We start from the raw sequence: 15787 nt of genomic DNA, 5'->3' as shown, positions 1-15787 counted from the left end.
GGGGCATTCGATGATTCATAACAATAACGCAAGCGTCGCACGCATGACGCTGTTCACCCTGGGGCTGCTGGGTTGCTGCGCCAGTGTCCAGGCCACCGAGAACGGTGCGCCGACCACCGCCGTCGGCGTGTATGACTTCGGCGCGGGGATGATGCCGCCGGCCACGCCTTTCGGAACTGTGGGGCTGCGCACGGCATTCTATTCGGCCAACGTGCAGAAGGATCGCCAAGGGCGCGCTGTCGACAACCACTTCTCACTGGATGTGCTGTCCATCGGCGTCGCCTATATGCGCATGACCGATTACACCGTATTGGGCGCCACCTATGGTTTCGGCGCGGTGGTGCCGTTTTTCAAGATGGACGCTTCGATCAAGGTACAGACGCCGGGGGGGCCGCTGAGCCTGGAGGCCGATCCGTTTCGAATGGCCGACGTGCAACTGTTGCCGCTGATCCTGCAGTGGAACCTGTCGCCGAATCTGTTTATCAACACGCAGTTGCAGATCCAGACGCCCACGGGGGATTACGACAAGAACCGGCTGGTCTCCCCAGGGCTCAATCACTGGACGTTCTCGCCGATCGTCAACGCTACTTACATCACCGACAGTGGCTTCGAGGTTTCTTCCAGCTTTGAAGTCGACGTCAATACCCGTAACCCCGCGACCGATTACAAGAACGGTGTCGAGTACCGCCACGAGTTTGCCGTGGGCCAGCACGTGGGGCCGTGGACCCTGGGCCTGGGCGGCTACTACTACCGGCAGTTCAGCGATGACGATGCGCCGGGGCTGCAATCGGGCAACCGCGCGCGGGTGTTGGCTGTCGGTCCGGCAGTGAGTTACTTCAAGCCCGGTCTGCCACCCATCTGGCTGCATGCCTATAAGGAAACCGATGCCCGCAACCGTGCCGAGGGTTACACCGTGGCGCTGCGCATTTCTCAAAGTTTCTAAGGGGCTGGCCATGAACTCATCACATTCCGATTCCCCATCACCACGGCAAGCCACCGGGCGCCGTGAAGGGCTGGTGCTGATGCTGGGCAGCAGCCTGACCATCATGGGCGCGGCCATGGTGGCGCCGATCCTGCCCAAGCTGGGCGCCGAGTTCGGTGCGCTGGAACCGCGTGCCGACTTGTTGGTGCCGTTGGCGGTCACCGGGCCGGCACTGGCGATTGCGCTGTGCGCGCCGCTGGCCGGCTGGTTGGCCGACCGGGTCGGGCGCAAGGCGTTGCTGGTGATCGCTACCCTGTTATATGCCGTGCTCGGGGCCATCCCGGCGCTGCTGGATAACTTGCCCGCCATCGTCGGCGTGCGCCTGCTGTTCGGTGCGGCGGAAGCTGCGGTGATGACCTGTTGCGCCACGCTGATTGCCGACTATTGGCAGGGCGAGGAGCGGTTGCGCTACATCAACCGGCAGGTGGTCACCATCGGTTTGGTCGGCTCGCTGTTCTATGTCGTGGGCGGCGCGTTGGGCGAACACTCCTGGCGCCTGCCATTCCTGCTGTACCTGCTGCCACTGTTGTTGATGCCGATGATGATCAAGGTGCTGTGGGAGCCCGCCGCCGCTCGCCAGCCCGCCGAGGTGGCTGAACAGGGCAGGGTGGCCGTGCTGCCCCTGGTGCTCGGTTATCTGCTGATCCTCAGTGGGATGGTGCTGAGTTTTATCGTGCCGATCCAGGCGCCGGTTTTACTCGTCAGCCTCGGCATTACTTCAAGCACGATGATCGGGCTGTCGGCGGGGGGCAGTCTGCTGGCGACCCTGGGCGGTTCGTTAGCCTGGCCGCTGCTGCGCCGGCGCATCGGCATCCCCGGCTGCAATGCGCTGTTGCTGAGCCTGTTGGGCCTGGGATTGTGGCTGCTGATGCGCGCACCGAGCTACAGCATGGTGTTTGTGGCAGTGCTGATCCATGGCCTGGGCGCCGGGCTGCTGGTGCCCAACGCGATGGCGCCGGTGATGAATGCCCTGAGCGCGAAAACCCGTGGGCGCGGCTTGGGTGGGTTCACGGCGTTTCTGTATTTCGGTCAATTTGTCAGCCCGCTGGTGGTGGCCTTGCTCAGCGTTTACTCGGGTGACGTACGTCGTTCAATCCTGTGGCTGGCCTGTGCCAGTTTTGCCTCGGCCCTGGCCTGGGCACTGGCAGGCCTGCAAGCACGGCGCAAAGCGCTGACCCAGGCATTCGGATCAAGTCATTCATAATCAATAGGAGACGAACATGGACATCCACAACCTGCTGGACAGCGAGGACGCCACCGGTTTGGCCGAATGGGTCAGGCGCGGTGAAGTGCAGCCCGGCGAGCTGCTGGAAGCGGTGATTGAGCGTATCGAACGGGTCGAACCGCAGCTGAATGCGGTCGCCGAGCGGCTTTACGAGTCGGCGCGGCAGTCGGCACGCACGTTGCGCCCCGGCCACGGTGTGTTTACCGGGGTACCGACCTTGATCAAGGACCTGTTTTCACCGGTTAACGGCGCGGCGATGACCAATGGCTCGCAGGCGTTGGGAGGCGCTCGCGCGGACTTTGAAGCCGAACACGTAAGCCGTATCCGCCGTGCCGGGTGTGTGATTCTCGGCACCAGCACCTCACCCGAGTTCGGCACGTCGTACTCAACCGAGTCCAACCGCTTTGGCGCCACACGCAACCCCTGGAATATCGGCCACAGTGCCGGCGGTTCCAGCGGCGGCGCGGCAGCCTTGGTGGCGGCGCGCGTCGTACCGTTTGCCCATGGCAACGATGGCGGCGGTTCCTTGCGTGTGCCGGCGTCCTGCTGTGGGGTGTTCGGCTTCAAACCCAGCCGTGGGCTGTTGCCGTCCGGGCCGATGATCGGCGAGGGCTGGGCCGGGATGGGCACCCCCCATGCGATTACCTTGTCGGTACGTGACAGCGCCGCGCTGTTGGATGCCACGGCCGGGATCGACCTGGGCGCACCTTATGCTGCGCCGCTGCAGGCACAGCCCTATGTCAGCGCGCTGCAGCATGACCCTCGGCCGCTGCGCATCGCCCTGGTTGAGCACCTCGGGCCTTGGCCGACTTCCAGCGAAAGTGTGGAAGCCGTGCGCCAGGCCGCCAGGTTGTGCGAATCCCTGGGCCACCGCGTTGAACCGGTCAGCTTGCCGGTGGTGTTGCCGACGTTTCTCGATCAGGTCTTCACCATCATTGGTGCAAGTACTCGCCACTATGTTGATGTGTTGGGCCAGATGCGCGGTTTCGCTGTGCAGCCTGAAGAGCTGGAAGCCCGCACCCGCATCATTTTGCGCAGCAAGGGCGATGTCAGTGGTGCGCAGTACGCGGGGGCCGTGGAGTGGATTCATGCCTTGGGTCGGCAGTTGGCGGTGTTCATGCAGGATTACGACCTGATCCTCACGCCGACCCTGGCACGCGAGCCGGTGCCAATCGGTGAGCTGGATCTGCAGGACGACCGTCTGAGCCTGGAAGATCTGATTGAACAGTTCCACAGCTACTCGCCGTTCACGGCACTGTTCAATGCCAGCGGGCAACCGGCGATGTCGGTGCCGTTGTACTGGAGCGCTGCCGGCTTGCCGATGGGCGCTCATTTCGCCGCGCGCTTTGGCGAAGAAAGTACCTTGTTTGCCCTCGCGGGGCAGTTGGAGCGGGCCCAGCCCTGGCGCGGTCGGGTACCGCCGGTCAATGCCTGTCGGTTGTAAGCGTCTGAGGGGGTCTGCATTGGGCGGGTGACCGACCTGCCCGATGCGAAACCGCGCCTTGTCACTCTGCCGCAGATCGGCGCCTTTTTACCCGGTACATGTCTCCGTCCGCATGGCTGAGCAGGCTGTCGGCGTCCTCTCCGTCCTGGGGATAAACCGCCACGCCGATACTGCAGGACGGCATCACTACCCCGCCAAACTCGGGGCCCAGCGGCTCGGCCATGACCGCGAGTATCTGCACCACCCTGGCAGAAATAGCCTCCCGCGACGGGATATCCGTCAGCAGCACCGTGAACTCATCACCACCCATCCGCGCCACCAGGTCGCTGTCGAGGACGCAGCGTTCCAAGCGTCGTGCAATCACACACAGCACGCGATCGCCCATGGCATGGCCATGCACATCGTTAATGCCCTTGAAGTCATTGATGTCCAGAAACAGCAACGCCAGGCTGCGGCTGTGGGACTGTGCCAGGTGCAGGGCGCGGTCCAGCCGATCATTGAACAGCGAGCGATTGGTCAGGGCGGTCAGCGGATCATGATGGGCGAGGAAGCGCAGTTCTTCTTCGGCCTGGGTGAGCGCCGTCACATCCCGGGCGACCCCGATCCGTGCGCCCACCTCTTGGGACCAGAAGGCTGCCCACAGGATGTGCACGACACTGCCATCCTTGCGTAGATAGCGGTTGCGGAAGTCGACATGGGATTGGCCATTCATGACCCGCACAATCGAGGCCCGGGTGCGCGCCAGGTCTTCGGGGTGCATGTAGTGGGTGATCAGGGTGCCGATCAGTTCGTCGGCTCGGTAGCCGAGCAGCGCCTCGCAGGCATCGCTCACGAAGACAATCTGGCTGTCACCGTCGACGACAAACACCGTATCCAGCATCAGGTGGATCAGTTTTGGGTACAGCGCTTGCAGGTCAACGGGCATGGGGCATCGGGCGTCCGGTTCATATCGGCCGATCATAGCCCGATCATGAACCGAGGCGTTGAGCAATCCTGCACATTTTTAGTCCGCTCAGTAACCGTCGAGAGCGGCCTGGCAGAGGCTTTCGTGTAGGCAAAGGCGCTGCGAACGGACAGGAAAGGTTGTCGTACAACCGAATGCGCTATGATGCGGGTTCCTTCGCTAACCGAGATACCCGTTCTTGATGGACAACCCGAACGTCCAGCCTACCGTTCGCCGCCGGCATCGCAGCCTGGCCGAAGAACTGGTCACCGAGCTTTCCCGGCGCATCTGTACCGGTGAGCTGCCGCGTGCCACCAAGTTGCCCACCGAATCCGAAGTCATGGCCGAGCATGGTGTGAGCCGCACGGTGGTGCGTGAGGCCATTTCGCGTCTGCAGGCGTCGGGCCTGGTGGAAACCCGCCACGGCGTCGGTACGTTCGTGAAGGATATTCCCAGTCCCAGTGGGTTTCGGATCGACCCGGACACCATCGTGACCCTGCAGGATGTGCTGGCCGTGCTGGAGTTGCGCATCAGTCTGGAGGTAGAGGCCGCCGGCCTGGCGTGCGTGGGGCGGACCGACCAGCAATTGCAGGTGATGCGCGACTCGCTGGATGCGCTGAACTCGCGGGCGGTGAGTGCCGACTACGCGGTGTCGGCAGACTTTCAGTTTCACCAGCAGATCGCGTTGGCCACCGGCAATCGCTACTTCACCGACATCATGTTGCACCTGGGGGTCAACATCCTGCCGCGTACACGCCTGCACTCAAAACGCTTGGCCAACGACAACAAGGAGCCCTTCCTGGAGCGCCTGAGTCGTGAGCATGAGGACATCTACAAAGCCATCCTGCGCCGTGACGCCGATGCGGCTCGGGCGGCGATGCGCCTGCATCTGTCCAACAGTCGCGAGCGTATGCGCCGGGCCTATGAAGCCGCCGCCGCCGAGTTGTCGAACGGCCCGGCCGCAGTGAACGCGCCGCCCTGAAGCCCGCTGCCCGGTTCATCAGCCGCCGCCGGCGGTTGCTGCTCGACCTTGGCGCGAAACTGTTCCGAGCTGTCCTTGGGTGCAAAGCCCAGGTGCTCCGTGTGCCGAGTGCTCCACCAGCGATCGCGATTGTCCGAGACGCCATACACCACACTGTGCCCAACCTCCTTGGTCAGCAGGGCGCGCGCCACCAGATGGTCCAGGTCGGTGTAGCTCAGCCAGGTCGAAAGCATCCGCCGGTTGCGCGGCTCGGGGAACGACGAGCCAATGCGCAGGCTCACGGTTTCAATCCCATAGCGGTGAAAGTAGAACGCCGCCAGGTCTTCGCCGTAGGCCTTGGAAAGGGCGTAGTAGCCATCCGGACGGCGCGGTGAGTGCACGTCCAGTTCAACGTCCTGGGGATAGAAACCGGTGACGTGGTTGGAACTGGCAAACACAATCCGCTTGACCCCCTGTTGTCGCGCCGCCTCATAAATGTGGAACGTGCCGCGAATATTGGCATCGAGAATCTCCTCGAACGGCCGCTCCACCGAAATCCCGCCCAGATGAACGATAGCGTCGACGCCGTTGACCAGCGCCGCCACGGCAGCCTTGTCGGCCAGGTTGCAGGTGATCACTTCGTCGTGCTCACCCCGGCTGGGCGTCATGGGGCTGATGTCCGAGGCGCGGACGATGTCGGCATGGGCGTGCAAGGTGTTCCGCAGGATTTGCCCCAGGCCGCCGGCGGCGCCGGTGAGCAGGATGCGCGTGAAGGGTTTGGGTTGTGTGGTCATGGTCAGGTCTTCCATTGAACGCTGAATGCAGGTGGCTTGCCTGTCGAGCGATGCGCGCTCGCCAGGCAAGTCGTGGGGGCTTTACATGAAGTTGTACTGGATGCCCAGGCGCCACCGCGCCTGGCGGTCTTCGGACGTGGAGTTGACCTTCACATCACCAATCTCCATGAACGGGGCCCATTCCTTGTTGAGCTTGTATTTGACGATCAGGTTCTGTTCGTAATCGCTCTTCTTGTTGTCGTAGCGGATGTAGTCAGTCTTGAAGTAGATGAACTGATATTCATACGCCCACTTACTGGCCGGCGTGTAGCCGAGCCAGCCCTCGAAACGATGGGTGGTCTGGTCATCCTTGATGTGGTCGGGCAAGTCCTCGTTGACCTGATCGCGGTCCAGCTTCTTGGCATCCAGGCGATAGCGCGTGGCGGCGTAGAAGGCGTCGTTGATCTTGTAGTTGTACTTGAGGCCGAACTTGTAGGTGGTCGAGTCTTTCGAGCTGTCCATCTGGAACGCCGGGGTCAACGTCGATTGCGCGCTGAGTTTGTAGTTGTAGCTCACGGTGAACTCGTGCCCGTTGTTGACCATGTTGTCGTAGGCGACGTCTTCACGGTCTCCGGCGGTGCGGTATTTCATTTCCGCTTCAAATCCCAGGCCACTGTCCAGTCGGTAGTTGAGCTTGATTCGGTCAGCGTGGGCGCTGTCCTCCTCGGTGAACTGGTGACGGTAGTTGATGCTGGCAGAGTCAGCGCTGACATACAGCGGCAGGCCGAGGGTCAGGGCAGTAACGAGCGTGCGTAGGGTGGTGTTCATACGGTCTTCTTTTTTGTTTTTGTTAGGGTCGTTTGACGGTTGCTACGGCAGTGAGTTGTTGCGTATGGCTCTCATCTAATGTGCCGATATACGTTATCGTACGACAAGACGACTCGTCTATGGGTTATCGGCTGTTTTGAAACATCTTGAAATATATATGCCAAGTGAATAGGGCTTTAAAGCAATCCAAGTTATTCCTTGGTTGTCTTTAAAAATAAGGGTTTTGTCGGGATTTACTGAAAATGTATGCAGCTGAGGGGCAGGTTATTGGGTCTTTTCAAGTGTTGTACGATGACCTATGATCGGTCGCAACAGACGACACTCCCGTCACAAATCCAATAAGAAGGCTTACGACGTCCATGAGAATCACAGCAGTCAACGTTCAGGTGTTTTCCTACCCGACCCGCCGCGCAGTGGACAGCGCCGGCCATGCGCACCCGGGTGATGTCACCCAGGCGCAGATGGCTTTGCTGCGCATCCAGACCGAAGACGGCCACGAGGGTTATGCCTTCGGCGCCCCCGAACTGATCCGCCCGTATGTGCTCGATGGTTTCGTGCGCAAAGTGCTGGTGGGGCAGAACGCCTTCGATCGCGAAAAAATCTGGCACGACCTCGCGCATTGGCAGCGTGGCAGTGCCAGCCAGTTGACCGACCGCGCCTTGGCGCTGGTCGAGCAGGCCCTGTGGGATTGGGCCGGGCGCAAACTGGGTGTGCCGGTGCACAAGTTGATTGGTGGTTTCCGCGACAAGGTGCCGGCCTACGGCTCCACCATGTGTGGCGACGAACTGCCCGGTGGCCTGGCGACTCCTGAAGACTACGGGCGTTTTGCCGAGACCCTGGTGCAGCGCGGCTACAAGGCCATCAAGCTGCACACCTGGATGCCGCCGGTGTCCTTTGCCCCGAGCCCGCGTATCGACGTGCAGGCTTGTGCGGCGGTACGTGAAGCGGTCGGCCCGGACATCGCCCTGATGCTCGATGGTTATCACTGGTACAGCCGCACCGAAGCGCTGTACATCGGGCGTGAGCTGGAGAAGCTCGACTTCGCCTGGTTCGAAGAACCGATGATGGAAGAGTCCGCCGAGTCCTATGCCTGGCTGGCGGGGCAGTTGGACATTCCGGTGCTGGGCCCGGAAACCCTGTCCGGCAAACACCTCGCCCGTGCCAGTTGGGTCAAGCACGATGTGTGCGATATCTTGCGCGCCGGTGTGGCGGGGGTTGGCGGGATTGCACCGTGCCTGAAGGTTGCGCACCTGGCTGAATCCTTCGGCATGGATTGCGAGATTCATGGCAATGGCGCGGCGAACCTGGCTGTCGTCGGCGCGATCAAGAACTGCACCTGGTATGAACGTGGCCTGTTGCACCCGTACCTGGATTACGACGAAGTACCGGCCTACCTCAAGCGTCTGGTAGACCCGATGGACAGCGACGGTTTTGTGCACCTGTCCGACTTGCCGGGCCTGGGTGAAGACATCGATTTCAACTTCATCGAAACCAATACGCTTAAAAGCTTCTGACGTGTACAGGGTCAGTCCGGCATAAGTCGGGCTGATCAAGAGCCCTATAAATATAAAAAAGGCACTCTTGTTATGAACATTTTCCCTTCGCTGTGGGCGCGGGTATTCGTCGCCGCCCTGGCCGTTACCGCCGTACCTGCAAGCTTTGCCAAGACGCCGGCTGATCAGTTGATCGTCGGCATGAGCATGATCAACCTGCTGTCCCTCGATCCGGCGGCGGCCACCGGCCTTGACGTGTCGGAGATCAACGCCAATCTCTATGACATGTTGCTGGTGCAGGACGTTGCCCAGCCGGATCGCCTGGTGCCGGCGCTGGCCGAGCGCTGGCAGGTCAGCGATGACCGCAAGACCCTGACCTTCAACCTGCGCACCGGCGTGAAATTCCAGTCCGGCAATGACCTGAGTGCCGAAGACGTTGCCTGGTCGTTGCAGCGCGTGCTCAAGCTCAACCTGGCGCTGGCTTCCACCTGGAAGGCCTACGGCTTTACGGCTGAGAACGTCGAGCGCTACATGCGTGCCACGGATGCCGCGACCTTCGTGATCGAGCTGCCGCGTCCGACCGACCCGCTGCTGGTGCTCAACACCCTGGCGACCTCGCCGAGTGCGTTTGTCCTTGATCGCAAAAAAGTCCTCGAACACCAGAAAAACAACGACATGGGCGCCGCCTGGCTGGTGACTCACGCCGCCGGCAGCGGTGCGTTTGTGCTCAATGACTGGCGCGCCAACGACGTGATCCTGATGACCCGTTTCGACGGGTACTGGGGCGGCCCGGCCAAGCTCAAGCGCATCGTCATGCGCAACATGACCGAGTCGCAGTCGTTGCGCCTGATGATCGAGCGCGGCGACCTGGACATCGCCAAAGGCATGTCTGCGCCGGACATCGAAGCCCTGCAGAAAAGCGATAAGGTCCGCACCCAGACCTTGCAGCGCGGCACCCTGTACTACGTCGCCCTGAGTGTGAAGCAACCGATGTTTGCCGATGCGCGTGTGCGCAAGGCCGTGCGTGCGCTGATCGATTACCAGGGCATCAACCAGACCGTCATGCCTCATTACGGCGTGATCAACCAACGGCCGCTGCCGCTGGGCCTGGCCGCACGCCTGCCGGATCCGGGTTACACGCTCAACGTCGAGCAGGCCAAGGCCTGGCTGGCCGAGGCCGGTTACCCGAACGGTTTCAAGACCACCATTCGCGTGCTCGCCGAACCGCCGTTTATCAACATTGCCTCCAACCTGCAGTCGACCCTGGCCCAGGCCGGTATCGACGCCAGCATCATCACCGGCACGGGCAACCAGATCTACGGCGCGATGCGTGAGCGCAACTTCGACATCATCGTCGGCCGCGGCGGTGGCGGCGCGGAACGTCATCCGCACTCCAGCCTGCGTACGCTGGTGTACAACCCGGATAACCGCGATGAAGCCAAGCTCACCAACTTCCAGGGCTGGCGCACGTCCTTCTACAGCCCTGAGCTGAACCAGCTGATCGAGCGCGCCGAAGTCGAGCCTGACACAGGCAAGCAACTGGCCCAATACCGTGACATCCAGGAGCAGGTCGACCGGCAGGTCGGGGCCATTTTGCCGGTCTCGCAAATGACCGACACCGTGGTGGTGTACGACGACGTGGCCGACTTCCAGGGCCATACCGCTGCGACCACGCGCTACAAAGACGTCTACAAGAAGCGCTGACCGATTATCAGGAGCTCACTATGTTTGTTATGACTGCCTCTGTCATGGGCGCTCGCGCGTCCAACACAGCCCGGCGTGCCGGTACGGTGCTGGTGACCTTGCTCGGCCTGCTGGCCCTGACGTTCATCATCGGCCGGGTCATGCCGCTCGACCCCGTGCTGGCGGTAGTCGGGCCGGATGCCGACAGTTCCACCTACGATCAGGTGTATCGGTCGATGGGCCTGGACAAGCCGATCTGGACCCAATTCGGTCTTTACCTCAACGACCTGCTCCACGGTGACTTCGGCAATGCGCTGTTGACCGGCCACCCGGTACTCGACGATATCCTGCGGGTATTCCCCGCGACCATCGAACTGGCCACCCTGGCGATCCTGTTCGGCGTGCTGATCGGTTTGCCGCTGGGCGTCTGTGCCGCCAGCAACCAAGGGCGCCTCGGCGATCACGTGGCGCGGGTGATCACCTTGTTCGGCTACTCCACGCCGATTTTCTGGCTGGGCATGATGGGGCTGCTGGTGTTCTACGCCTGGCTCGGCTGGGCCGGTGGAGCGGGGCGCATCGACCTGGCCTACGACGGCATGGTGCCCGAGGTCACCGGCCTGCTGCTGATCGACTCGACCCTGGCACGTGACTGGGATGCCTTCGCCAGCGCCCTGCGCCACATCGTGTTGCCGGCGCTGATCCTCGGCCTGAACTCGGTGGCGTATATCAGCCGCATGACCCGCAGCTTCATGCTCGAGCAGCTGTCCCAGGAGTACATCATCACCGCGCGGGTCAAGGGTCTGTCCCGTCGCCAGGTGGTGTGGGGGCATGCGTTTCGCAACATCCTCGTGCAGTTGCTGACGGTGGTCGCGCTGGCCTACGGCTCGTTGCTGGAGGGCGCGGTGCTGATCGAAACCGTGTTTGCCTGGCCGGGGTTCGGCCAGTACCTGACCAGCAGCCTGATGCTCGGCGACATGAACGCGGTGATGGGCTGTGTGTTGGTGATCGGCTTGATTTTCGTCGCGCTCAACCTGATCAGCGACGCCTTGTACAAGGTGTTCGACCCCCGTACCCGTTAACGCACTGCGCCGTACCGATAAAACTATAAAAAGAAGGAATTTTGCATGAAGACGGTATTTTCAACACTGCACCTTGGCCTGTTGACGGCGATACTCGCCCTTGGGCCGATGACAACGGCCAGCGCCAAGACCCCCGCCGATCAATTGATCGTCGGCATGAGCATGGTCAACCTGTTTTCCATCGACCCGGCCAATGCGCCCGGCCTGGATGCCTCCGGCGTCAACGCCAACCTCTACGACACGCTGATCAAGCGCGACCAGGGCAACCCGGAAAAACACCTGCCGCAATTGGCCGAACGCTGGGACATCAGCGAAGACGGCAAGCAGGTGACCTTTCATCTGCGCCAGGATGTGAAATTCCATTCGGGCAACCCGCTGACTGCCGAGGACGTCGCGTGGTCGCTGTACCGGGTGATGAAGCTCAATTTCGGCCTGGCCACCACCTGGAAGGCCTACGGCTACAGCGTCGAGAATATCCAATCGCTGATCCGCGCCACGGACGCCCACACCCTGGTCATCGACCTGCCGCAGACCATGGACCCTCTGCTGCTGGTGGACTCCCTGGCGATCTCGCCGAGCGCCGTGGTGGTGGACCGCAAGACGGCCCTGGCGCATGAGAAAAACGGCGACCTCGGCGCCGGCTGGCTGGTGACGAACGAGGCGGGCAGTGGCCCCTTCGTGCTGACCAAATGGAGCGCCAACGATTCGCTGCTGCTGACCCGTTTCGACGGCTACTGGGGCGGGGCGGCAAAGCTCAAGCGCGTGGTGGTACGGCACATGACCGAATCCCAATCCTTGCGCCTGATGCTCGAACGCGGCGACCTCGACCTGGCCTACGGCATGGCGGCGCCGGACATTCGTGCCATCGACGGTTCGGACAAGATCCAGGTGCAATCATTGCCGCGCGGCACCATGTACTACGTGGCGATGAGCATGAAGCAACCCGAGTTTGCCAAGACTCAGGTGCGTGAAGCCGTGCGCAACCTGATCGACTACAAGGGCCTGGATGAACAGGTGATGCCGTATTACGGCAAGCTCAATCAGCAGCCGATGCAGTTGGGGCTGGAAGCGCGCTTGCCGGATCCGGGCTATCACATGGATGTGGCCAAGGCGAAAAAGCTGCTCGCCGAGGCGGGTTACCCCAACGGTTTCAGCACCACCATTCGCACGCTGTCGGAGCCGCCGTTCATCGACATCGCCGCGCGCCTGCAGGCGACCCTGGCTGAGGGCGGGATCAAGGCCAGCATCGTCACCGGCACCGGCAACCAGGTCTACGGCGCCATGCGCGCGCGCAATTTCGAGATCATCGTGGCCCGTGGCGCCGAGCGCTATCCGCATCCGTATTTCAGCCTGCGCACCTTCGCCTACAACCCCAACAACAGCGATGACGCCGGCTTGCCGAACTTCCAGGGCTGGCGCGCTTCATTCTTCAATCCGCAGCTCAACAGCCTGATCGACCAGGCGGGCGTGACGCGCGATTCGGCACAGCGGGTCAGCCTGTATCACCAGGCGCAGACGCTCTATGACCAGCAGGTGGGGCCGATCCTGATGATCTCGCAGATGACCGACACCGTGGTCAGCGCTGCCGACGTCAAGGGTTTCAGTGGTGACGATGCCGAGGCCACCCGTTACCTGGGTGTCTACAAGCAGCGTTGAGTGGGGCTGCGGCCCTTCAGAATTCACACAGAGAAGATGCTTATGAATGCCAATCTGTCTTCCATCGACACGGCGGCGAAGCGGCCGGTGGATCGCTCGCCGGGCTCCAGCTTCGATGCCTTCTGCAAGAGCGGCCTGCGGGTGCTGCGTCACCTGTTGCGTAACCCCATGACCCTGGCGGGCCTGCTGGTTGCGCTGCTCTTGGTGGTGGTCGCGGCTTTTGCGCCGTGGATCGCCACCCATGACCCGGTCGCGCAGAACCTCGCCACTGCCTTGCAGGCGCCGGGCTCGGCGCACTGGTTCGGCACCGACGAATACGGCCGCGATATTTTCAGTCGGCTGGTCTATGGCTCGCGGATCACGCTGTACATCATTGCCCTGGTAACCGTGATCGTCGGTCCCATCGGGCTGTTTATCGGCACCGTCTCGGGCTACTTCGGCGGGGCGGTCGACACCGTGTTCATGCGCCTGACCGACATCTTTATTTCCTTCCCCAGCCTGGTCCTGGCGCTGGCCTTTATCGCCGCCCTGGGCCCTGGCCTGGAGCATGCGGTGGTGGCGATTGCCTTGACGTCATGGCCACCGATTGCGCGGCTGGCGCGGGCTGAAACCCTGTCCCTGCGCAACGCCGACTTTGTCGTCGCCGTGGAACTGCAAGGCGCGTCGCCGGCGCGGATTATCCTGCGCCATATCGTGCCGATGTGCCTGTCCTCGGTGATCATCCGCCTGACCATGAACATGGCCGGGATCATCCTCACCGCCGCCGCTTTGGGCTTCCTCGGCCTGGGTGCCCAGGCGCCGCTGCCGGAGTGGGGCGCGATGATTTCCACCGGGCGCCGCTACATGCTCGAGTGTTGGTGGCTGGTGGCGGTTCCCGGGGCGGCGATCATGTTGGTCAGCCTGGCCTTCAACCTGTTGGGCGATGGCCTGCGGGACATCCTTGATCCGCGCAGCGAATAATCGGAGAACACCTTATGTCCGCCATCAAATTGAATGTCGAAGGGCTTAATGTGCGCTTCGTCAGTGGCCAGAAAGAAACCCATGCCGTGCGCGACGTGTCCTTTACCTTGGGGCGGGAAAAACTGGCGATTGTCGGTGAGTCCGGCTCAGGCAAGTCCACCGTCGGGCGCAGTCTGCTCAAGCTGCATCCGCCCAGCGCCAGAATCACCGCCAAGGCCATGGCGTTTGGCGAGGTCGACCTGCTCTCGGCCAGTGAAAAGGCGATGCAGAAGATTCGCGGCCAGCGCATCTCGATGATCATGCAAGACCCCAAGTACTCGCTGAACCCGGTGGTCAAGGTGGGCGACCAGATTGCCGAAGCCTACCTGGCCCACCACAAGGCCAGTCGCAGTGATGCGCGCGAACGGGTCATGCAGATGCTCGAGCAGGTGCATATCCGCGATCCGAAGCGGGTCTACAACCTGTACCCCCACGAGGTGTCCGGCGGTATGGGCCAGCGCATCATGATTGCGATGATGGTGATCACGCGTCCGGAAGTGATCATTGCCGATGAGCCCACGTCGGCGCTGGATGTCTCGGTGCGCCAGCAAGTGCTCAGCGTGCTGGAAGAGTTGGTGGACCAGCAGCAGATGGGGCTGATTTTTGTCAGTCACGACCTCAACCTGGTGCGCAACTACTGTGACCGCGTGCTGGTGATGTACGCCGGGCGCGTCGTCGAATCCCTGGCCGCCTGCGACCTGCAATACGCCGAGCATCCCTACACCCGTGGCCTGCTGGCCGCGCTGCCGAGCATGGATAACCGCCGCGTGCACCTGCCGGTGCTCAAGCGCGATCCACTCTGGCTGACTCAATAAGGAACCTGACCATGCCCATGATCCAAGCGCACGCCTTGAACCTGAGTTTCGGCACCGGCGCTGCCATCAACCAGGTGCTGCACGATGTGAGCCTGAGTGTCGCCGACGGCGAATCGTTCGGCCTGGTGGGGGAGTCCGGTTCGGGCAAGACCACCGTGCTGCGCTGCCTGGCCGGGCAATACCGGCATTGGAACGGGGAGCTGAGCATCGCCGGCGCGCCGTTGCAGCACAAGATTCCCAAGGAGCATTTTCGCAAAGTGCAGATGGTCTTCCAGGACCCCTACGGCTCCCTGCACCCCAGGCACACCATCGACACCGCCCTGCGCGAGCCGCTGATTATCCACGGGGTAGGGGACAAGGACGACCGGATCAACGAGATCCTGCTCAAGGTCGGCCTGAACGACAGCTTCCGCTTTCGCTATCCCCATCAGTTGTCCGGTGGGCAGCGCCAGCGCGTGGCCATTGCGCGCGCATTGATCCTTGAGCCCCGCGTGCTGTTGCTGGATGAACCGACCTCGGCCCTGGATGTGTCGGTGCAGGCCGAGATCCTCAACTTGCTGGCGGACCTGCGCCAGCGCGAGAAACTCACCTATCTGCTGGTCACCCATGACCTGGGGGTGGTCACTCACTTGTGCGACCGGGTGGCGGTGATGCAGCACGGCAGGATCGTCGAATTGCTCGACTGCCAGGCCTTGAGTCAGGACCAGGCCGTGCACGACTACACGCGCATGCTGGTGCAGGCCAGCCGTGATTTCAGTCAGGAGTCTGTCGGGCGTAAGGTCGGCTGATTTCTGTAGTCATCGTATGACTATGGGTGGGTGAAGATGCGTGCATTCATGTTTATTGCACGTAACCATCTGTTTTTATTAATCAAATGATAATGGCGCAAACTAAAGCGCTTAGAGG

At 62.0% G+C, this 15787-nt stretch carries 14 protein-coding genes; 11 read left to right on the top strand and 3 right to left on the bottom strand.

All coding sequences use genetic code 11. The annotated features are described in order from the left end of the window. Positions 1–10: 10 nt before the first annotated feature. The 3 genes from AD670_RS27475 to AD670_RS27465 are packed head-to-tail and all read left to right on the top strand — an operon-like array spanning position 11 to position 3651. Complete coding sequence (locus tag AD670_RS27475; RefSeq protein WP_053139641.1) at positions 11–943, top strand: transporter; 933 nt, start codon at positions 11–13, stop codon at positions 941–943. Positions 944–953: 10 nt separating this feature from the next. After that, entirely contained in the window at positions 954–2186 is a 1233-nt protein-coding gene (locus AD670_RS27470; protein WP_053139640.1) for an MFS transporter, read from the top strand. Positions 2187–2202: 16 nt separating this feature from the next. Continuing rightward, positions 2203–3651 (top strand): amidase, encoded by a 1449-nt coding sequence (locus AD670_RS27465; RefSeq protein ID WP_053139638.1) that lies wholly within the window; start codon positions 2203–2205, stop codon positions 3649–3651. Positions 3652–3712: 61 nt separating this feature from the next. On the opposite strand, the gene AD670_RS27460 is transcribed toward AD670_RS27465, so the two are convergent. Next, the gene (locus AD670_RS27460) at positions 3713–4576 is read right to left on the bottom strand and encodes a sensor domain-containing diguanylate cyclase (protein ID WP_053139892.1); all 864 of its coding nucleotides are present in this window, start codon (positions 4574–4576) and stop codon (positions 3713–3715) included. Between the two features lie 220 nt (positions 4577–4796). Between AD670_RS27460 and AD670_RS27455 the strand changes: the two genes are divergently transcribed. After that, positions 4797–5576 (top strand): FadR/GntR family transcriptional regulator, encoded by a 780-nt coding sequence (locus tag AD670_RS27455; RefSeq protein ID WP_053139636.1) that lies wholly within the window; start codon positions 4797–4799, stop codon positions 5574–5576. Here AD670_RS27455 and AD670_RS27450 read toward each other — a convergent pair. Together AD670_RS27450 and AD670_RS27445 are read right to left on the bottom strand one after the other, a co-directional pair. After that, positions 5516–6349: an NAD(P)-dependent oxidoreductase gene (locus tag AD670_RS27450; protein ID WP_053139890.1), complete on the bottom strand. Its 834-nt coding sequence runs from the start codon at positions 6347–6349 to the stop codon at positions 5516–5518. The genes AD670_RS27455 and AD670_RS27450 overlap by 61 nt on opposite strands. A gap of 81 nt (positions 6350–6430) precedes the next feature. Further along, entirely contained in the window at positions 6431–7156 is a 726-nt protein-coding gene (locus AD670_RS27445; RefSeq protein ID WP_053139634.1) for an oligogalacturonate-specific porin KdgM family protein, read from the bottom strand. Between the two features lie 359 nt (positions 7157–7515). Between AD670_RS27445 and AD670_RS27440 the strand changes: the two genes are divergently transcribed. The 7 genes from AD670_RS27440 (at position 7516) to AD670_RS27410 (ending at position 15669) form a co-directional block, all read left to right on the top strand. Continuing rightward, positions 7516–8670 (top strand): mandelate racemase family protein, encoded by a 1155-nt coding sequence (locus AD670_RS27440; protein WP_053139633.1) that lies wholly within the window; start codon positions 7516–7518, stop codon positions 8668–8670. Positions 8671–8742: 72 nt separating this feature from the next. After that, positions 8743–10353 (top strand): ABC transporter substrate-binding protein, encoded by a 1611-nt coding sequence (locus AD670_RS27435; protein WP_053139631.1) that lies wholly within the window; start codon positions 8743–8745, stop codon positions 10351–10353. Between the two features lie 20 nt (positions 10354–10373). Beyond that, positions 10374–11411, top strand: coding sequence for an ABC transporter permease (locus AD670_RS27430; protein WP_027603508.1), 1038 nt, complete (start codon positions 10374–10376; stop codon positions 11409–11411). A gap of 45 nt (positions 11412–11456) precedes the next feature. After that, positions 11457–13067 carry an ABC transporter substrate-binding protein gene (locus tag AD670_RS27425; protein WP_053139629.1) on the top strand — a complete coding sequence of 537 codons (1611 nt, stop codon included), beginning with the start codon at positions 11457–11459 and terminating at the stop codon, positions 13065–13067. 42 nt (positions 13068–13109) lie between these two features. Then, entirely contained in the window at positions 13110–14027 is a 918-nt protein-coding gene (locus AD670_RS27420; protein WP_027603510.1) for an ABC transporter permease, read from the top strand. A gap of 14 nt (positions 14028–14041) precedes the next feature. After that, entirely contained in the window at positions 14042–14881 is an 840-nt protein-coding gene (locus AD670_RS27415; RefSeq protein WP_027603511.1) for an ABC transporter ATP-binding protein, read from the top strand. A gap of 11 nt (positions 14882–14892) precedes the next feature. After that, positions 14893–15669 carry an ABC transporter ATP-binding protein gene (locus tag AD670_RS27410; protein ID WP_053139627.1) on the top strand — a complete coding sequence of 259 codons (777 nt, stop codon included), beginning with the start codon at positions 14893–14895 and terminating at the stop codon, positions 15667–15669. Positions 15670–15787: the final 118 nt, after the last annotated feature.

This window comes from Pseudomonas sp. MIACH, assembly GCF_001269925.1.
GTDB lineage: Bacteria > Pseudomonadota > Gammaproteobacteria > Pseudomonadales > Pseudomonadaceae > Aquipseudomonas.
The sequence above is the reverse complement of the archived record's forward strand: the minus strand, read 5'-3'. Positions and strand labels throughout refer to the sequence as shown.

Bases quoted from the DNA above. Each gene is read 5' to 3' on its own strand.
- AD670_RS27445 (WP_053139634.1), bottom strand. From the start codon at position 7,156: ATGAACACCACCCTACGCACGCTCGTTACTGCCCTGACCCTCGGCCTG.
- AD670_RS27460 (WP_053139892.1), bottom strand. From the start codon at position 4,576: ATGCCCGTTGACCTGCAAGCGCTGTACCCAAAACTGATCCACCTGATG.
- AD670_RS27410 (WP_053139627.1), top strand. From the start codon at position 14,893: ATGCCCATGATCCAAGCGCACGCCTTGAACCTGAGTTTCGGCACCGGC.
- AD670_RS27420 (WP_027603510.1), top strand. From the start codon at position 13,110: ATGAATGCCAATCTGTCTTCCATCGACACGGCGGCGAAGCGGCCGGTG.
- AD670_RS27435 (WP_053139631.1), top strand. From the start codon at position 8,743: ATGAACATTTTCCCTTCGCTGTGGGCGCGGGTATTCGTCGCCGCCCTG.
- AD670_RS27415 (WP_027603511.1), top strand. From the start codon at position 14,042: ATGTCCGCCATCAAATTGAATGTCGAAGGGCTTAATGTGCGCTTCGTC.
- AD670_RS27475 (WP_053139641.1), top strand. From the start codon at position 11: ATGATTCATAACAATAACGCAAGCGTCGCACGCATGACGCTGTTCACC.
- AD670_RS27430 (WP_027603508.1), top strand. From the start codon at position 10,374: ATGTTTGTTATGACTGCCTCTGTCATGGGCGCTCGCGCGTCCAACACA.
- AD670_RS27440 (WP_053139633.1), top strand. From the start codon at position 7,516: ATGAGAATCACAGCAGTCAACGTTCAGGTGTTTTCCTACCCGACCCGC.
- AD670_RS27425 (WP_053139629.1), top strand. From the start codon at position 11,457: ATGAAGACGGTATTTTCAACACTGCACCTTGGCCTGTTGACGGCGATA.
- AD670_RS27455 (WP_053139636.1), top strand. From the start codon at position 4,797: ATGGACAACCCGAACGTCCAGCCTACCGTTCGCCGCCGGCATCGCAGC.
- AD670_RS27465 (WP_053139638.1), top strand. From the start codon at position 2,203: ATGGACATCCACAACCTGCTGGACAGCGAGGACGCCACCGGTTTGGCC.
- AD670_RS27470 (WP_053139640.1), top strand. From the start codon at position 954: ATGAACTCATCACATTCCGATTCCCCATCACCACGGCAAGCCACCGGG.
- AD670_RS27450 (WP_053139890.1), bottom strand. From the start codon at position 6,349: ATGACCACACAACCCAAACCCTTCACGCGCATCCTGCTCACCGGCGCC.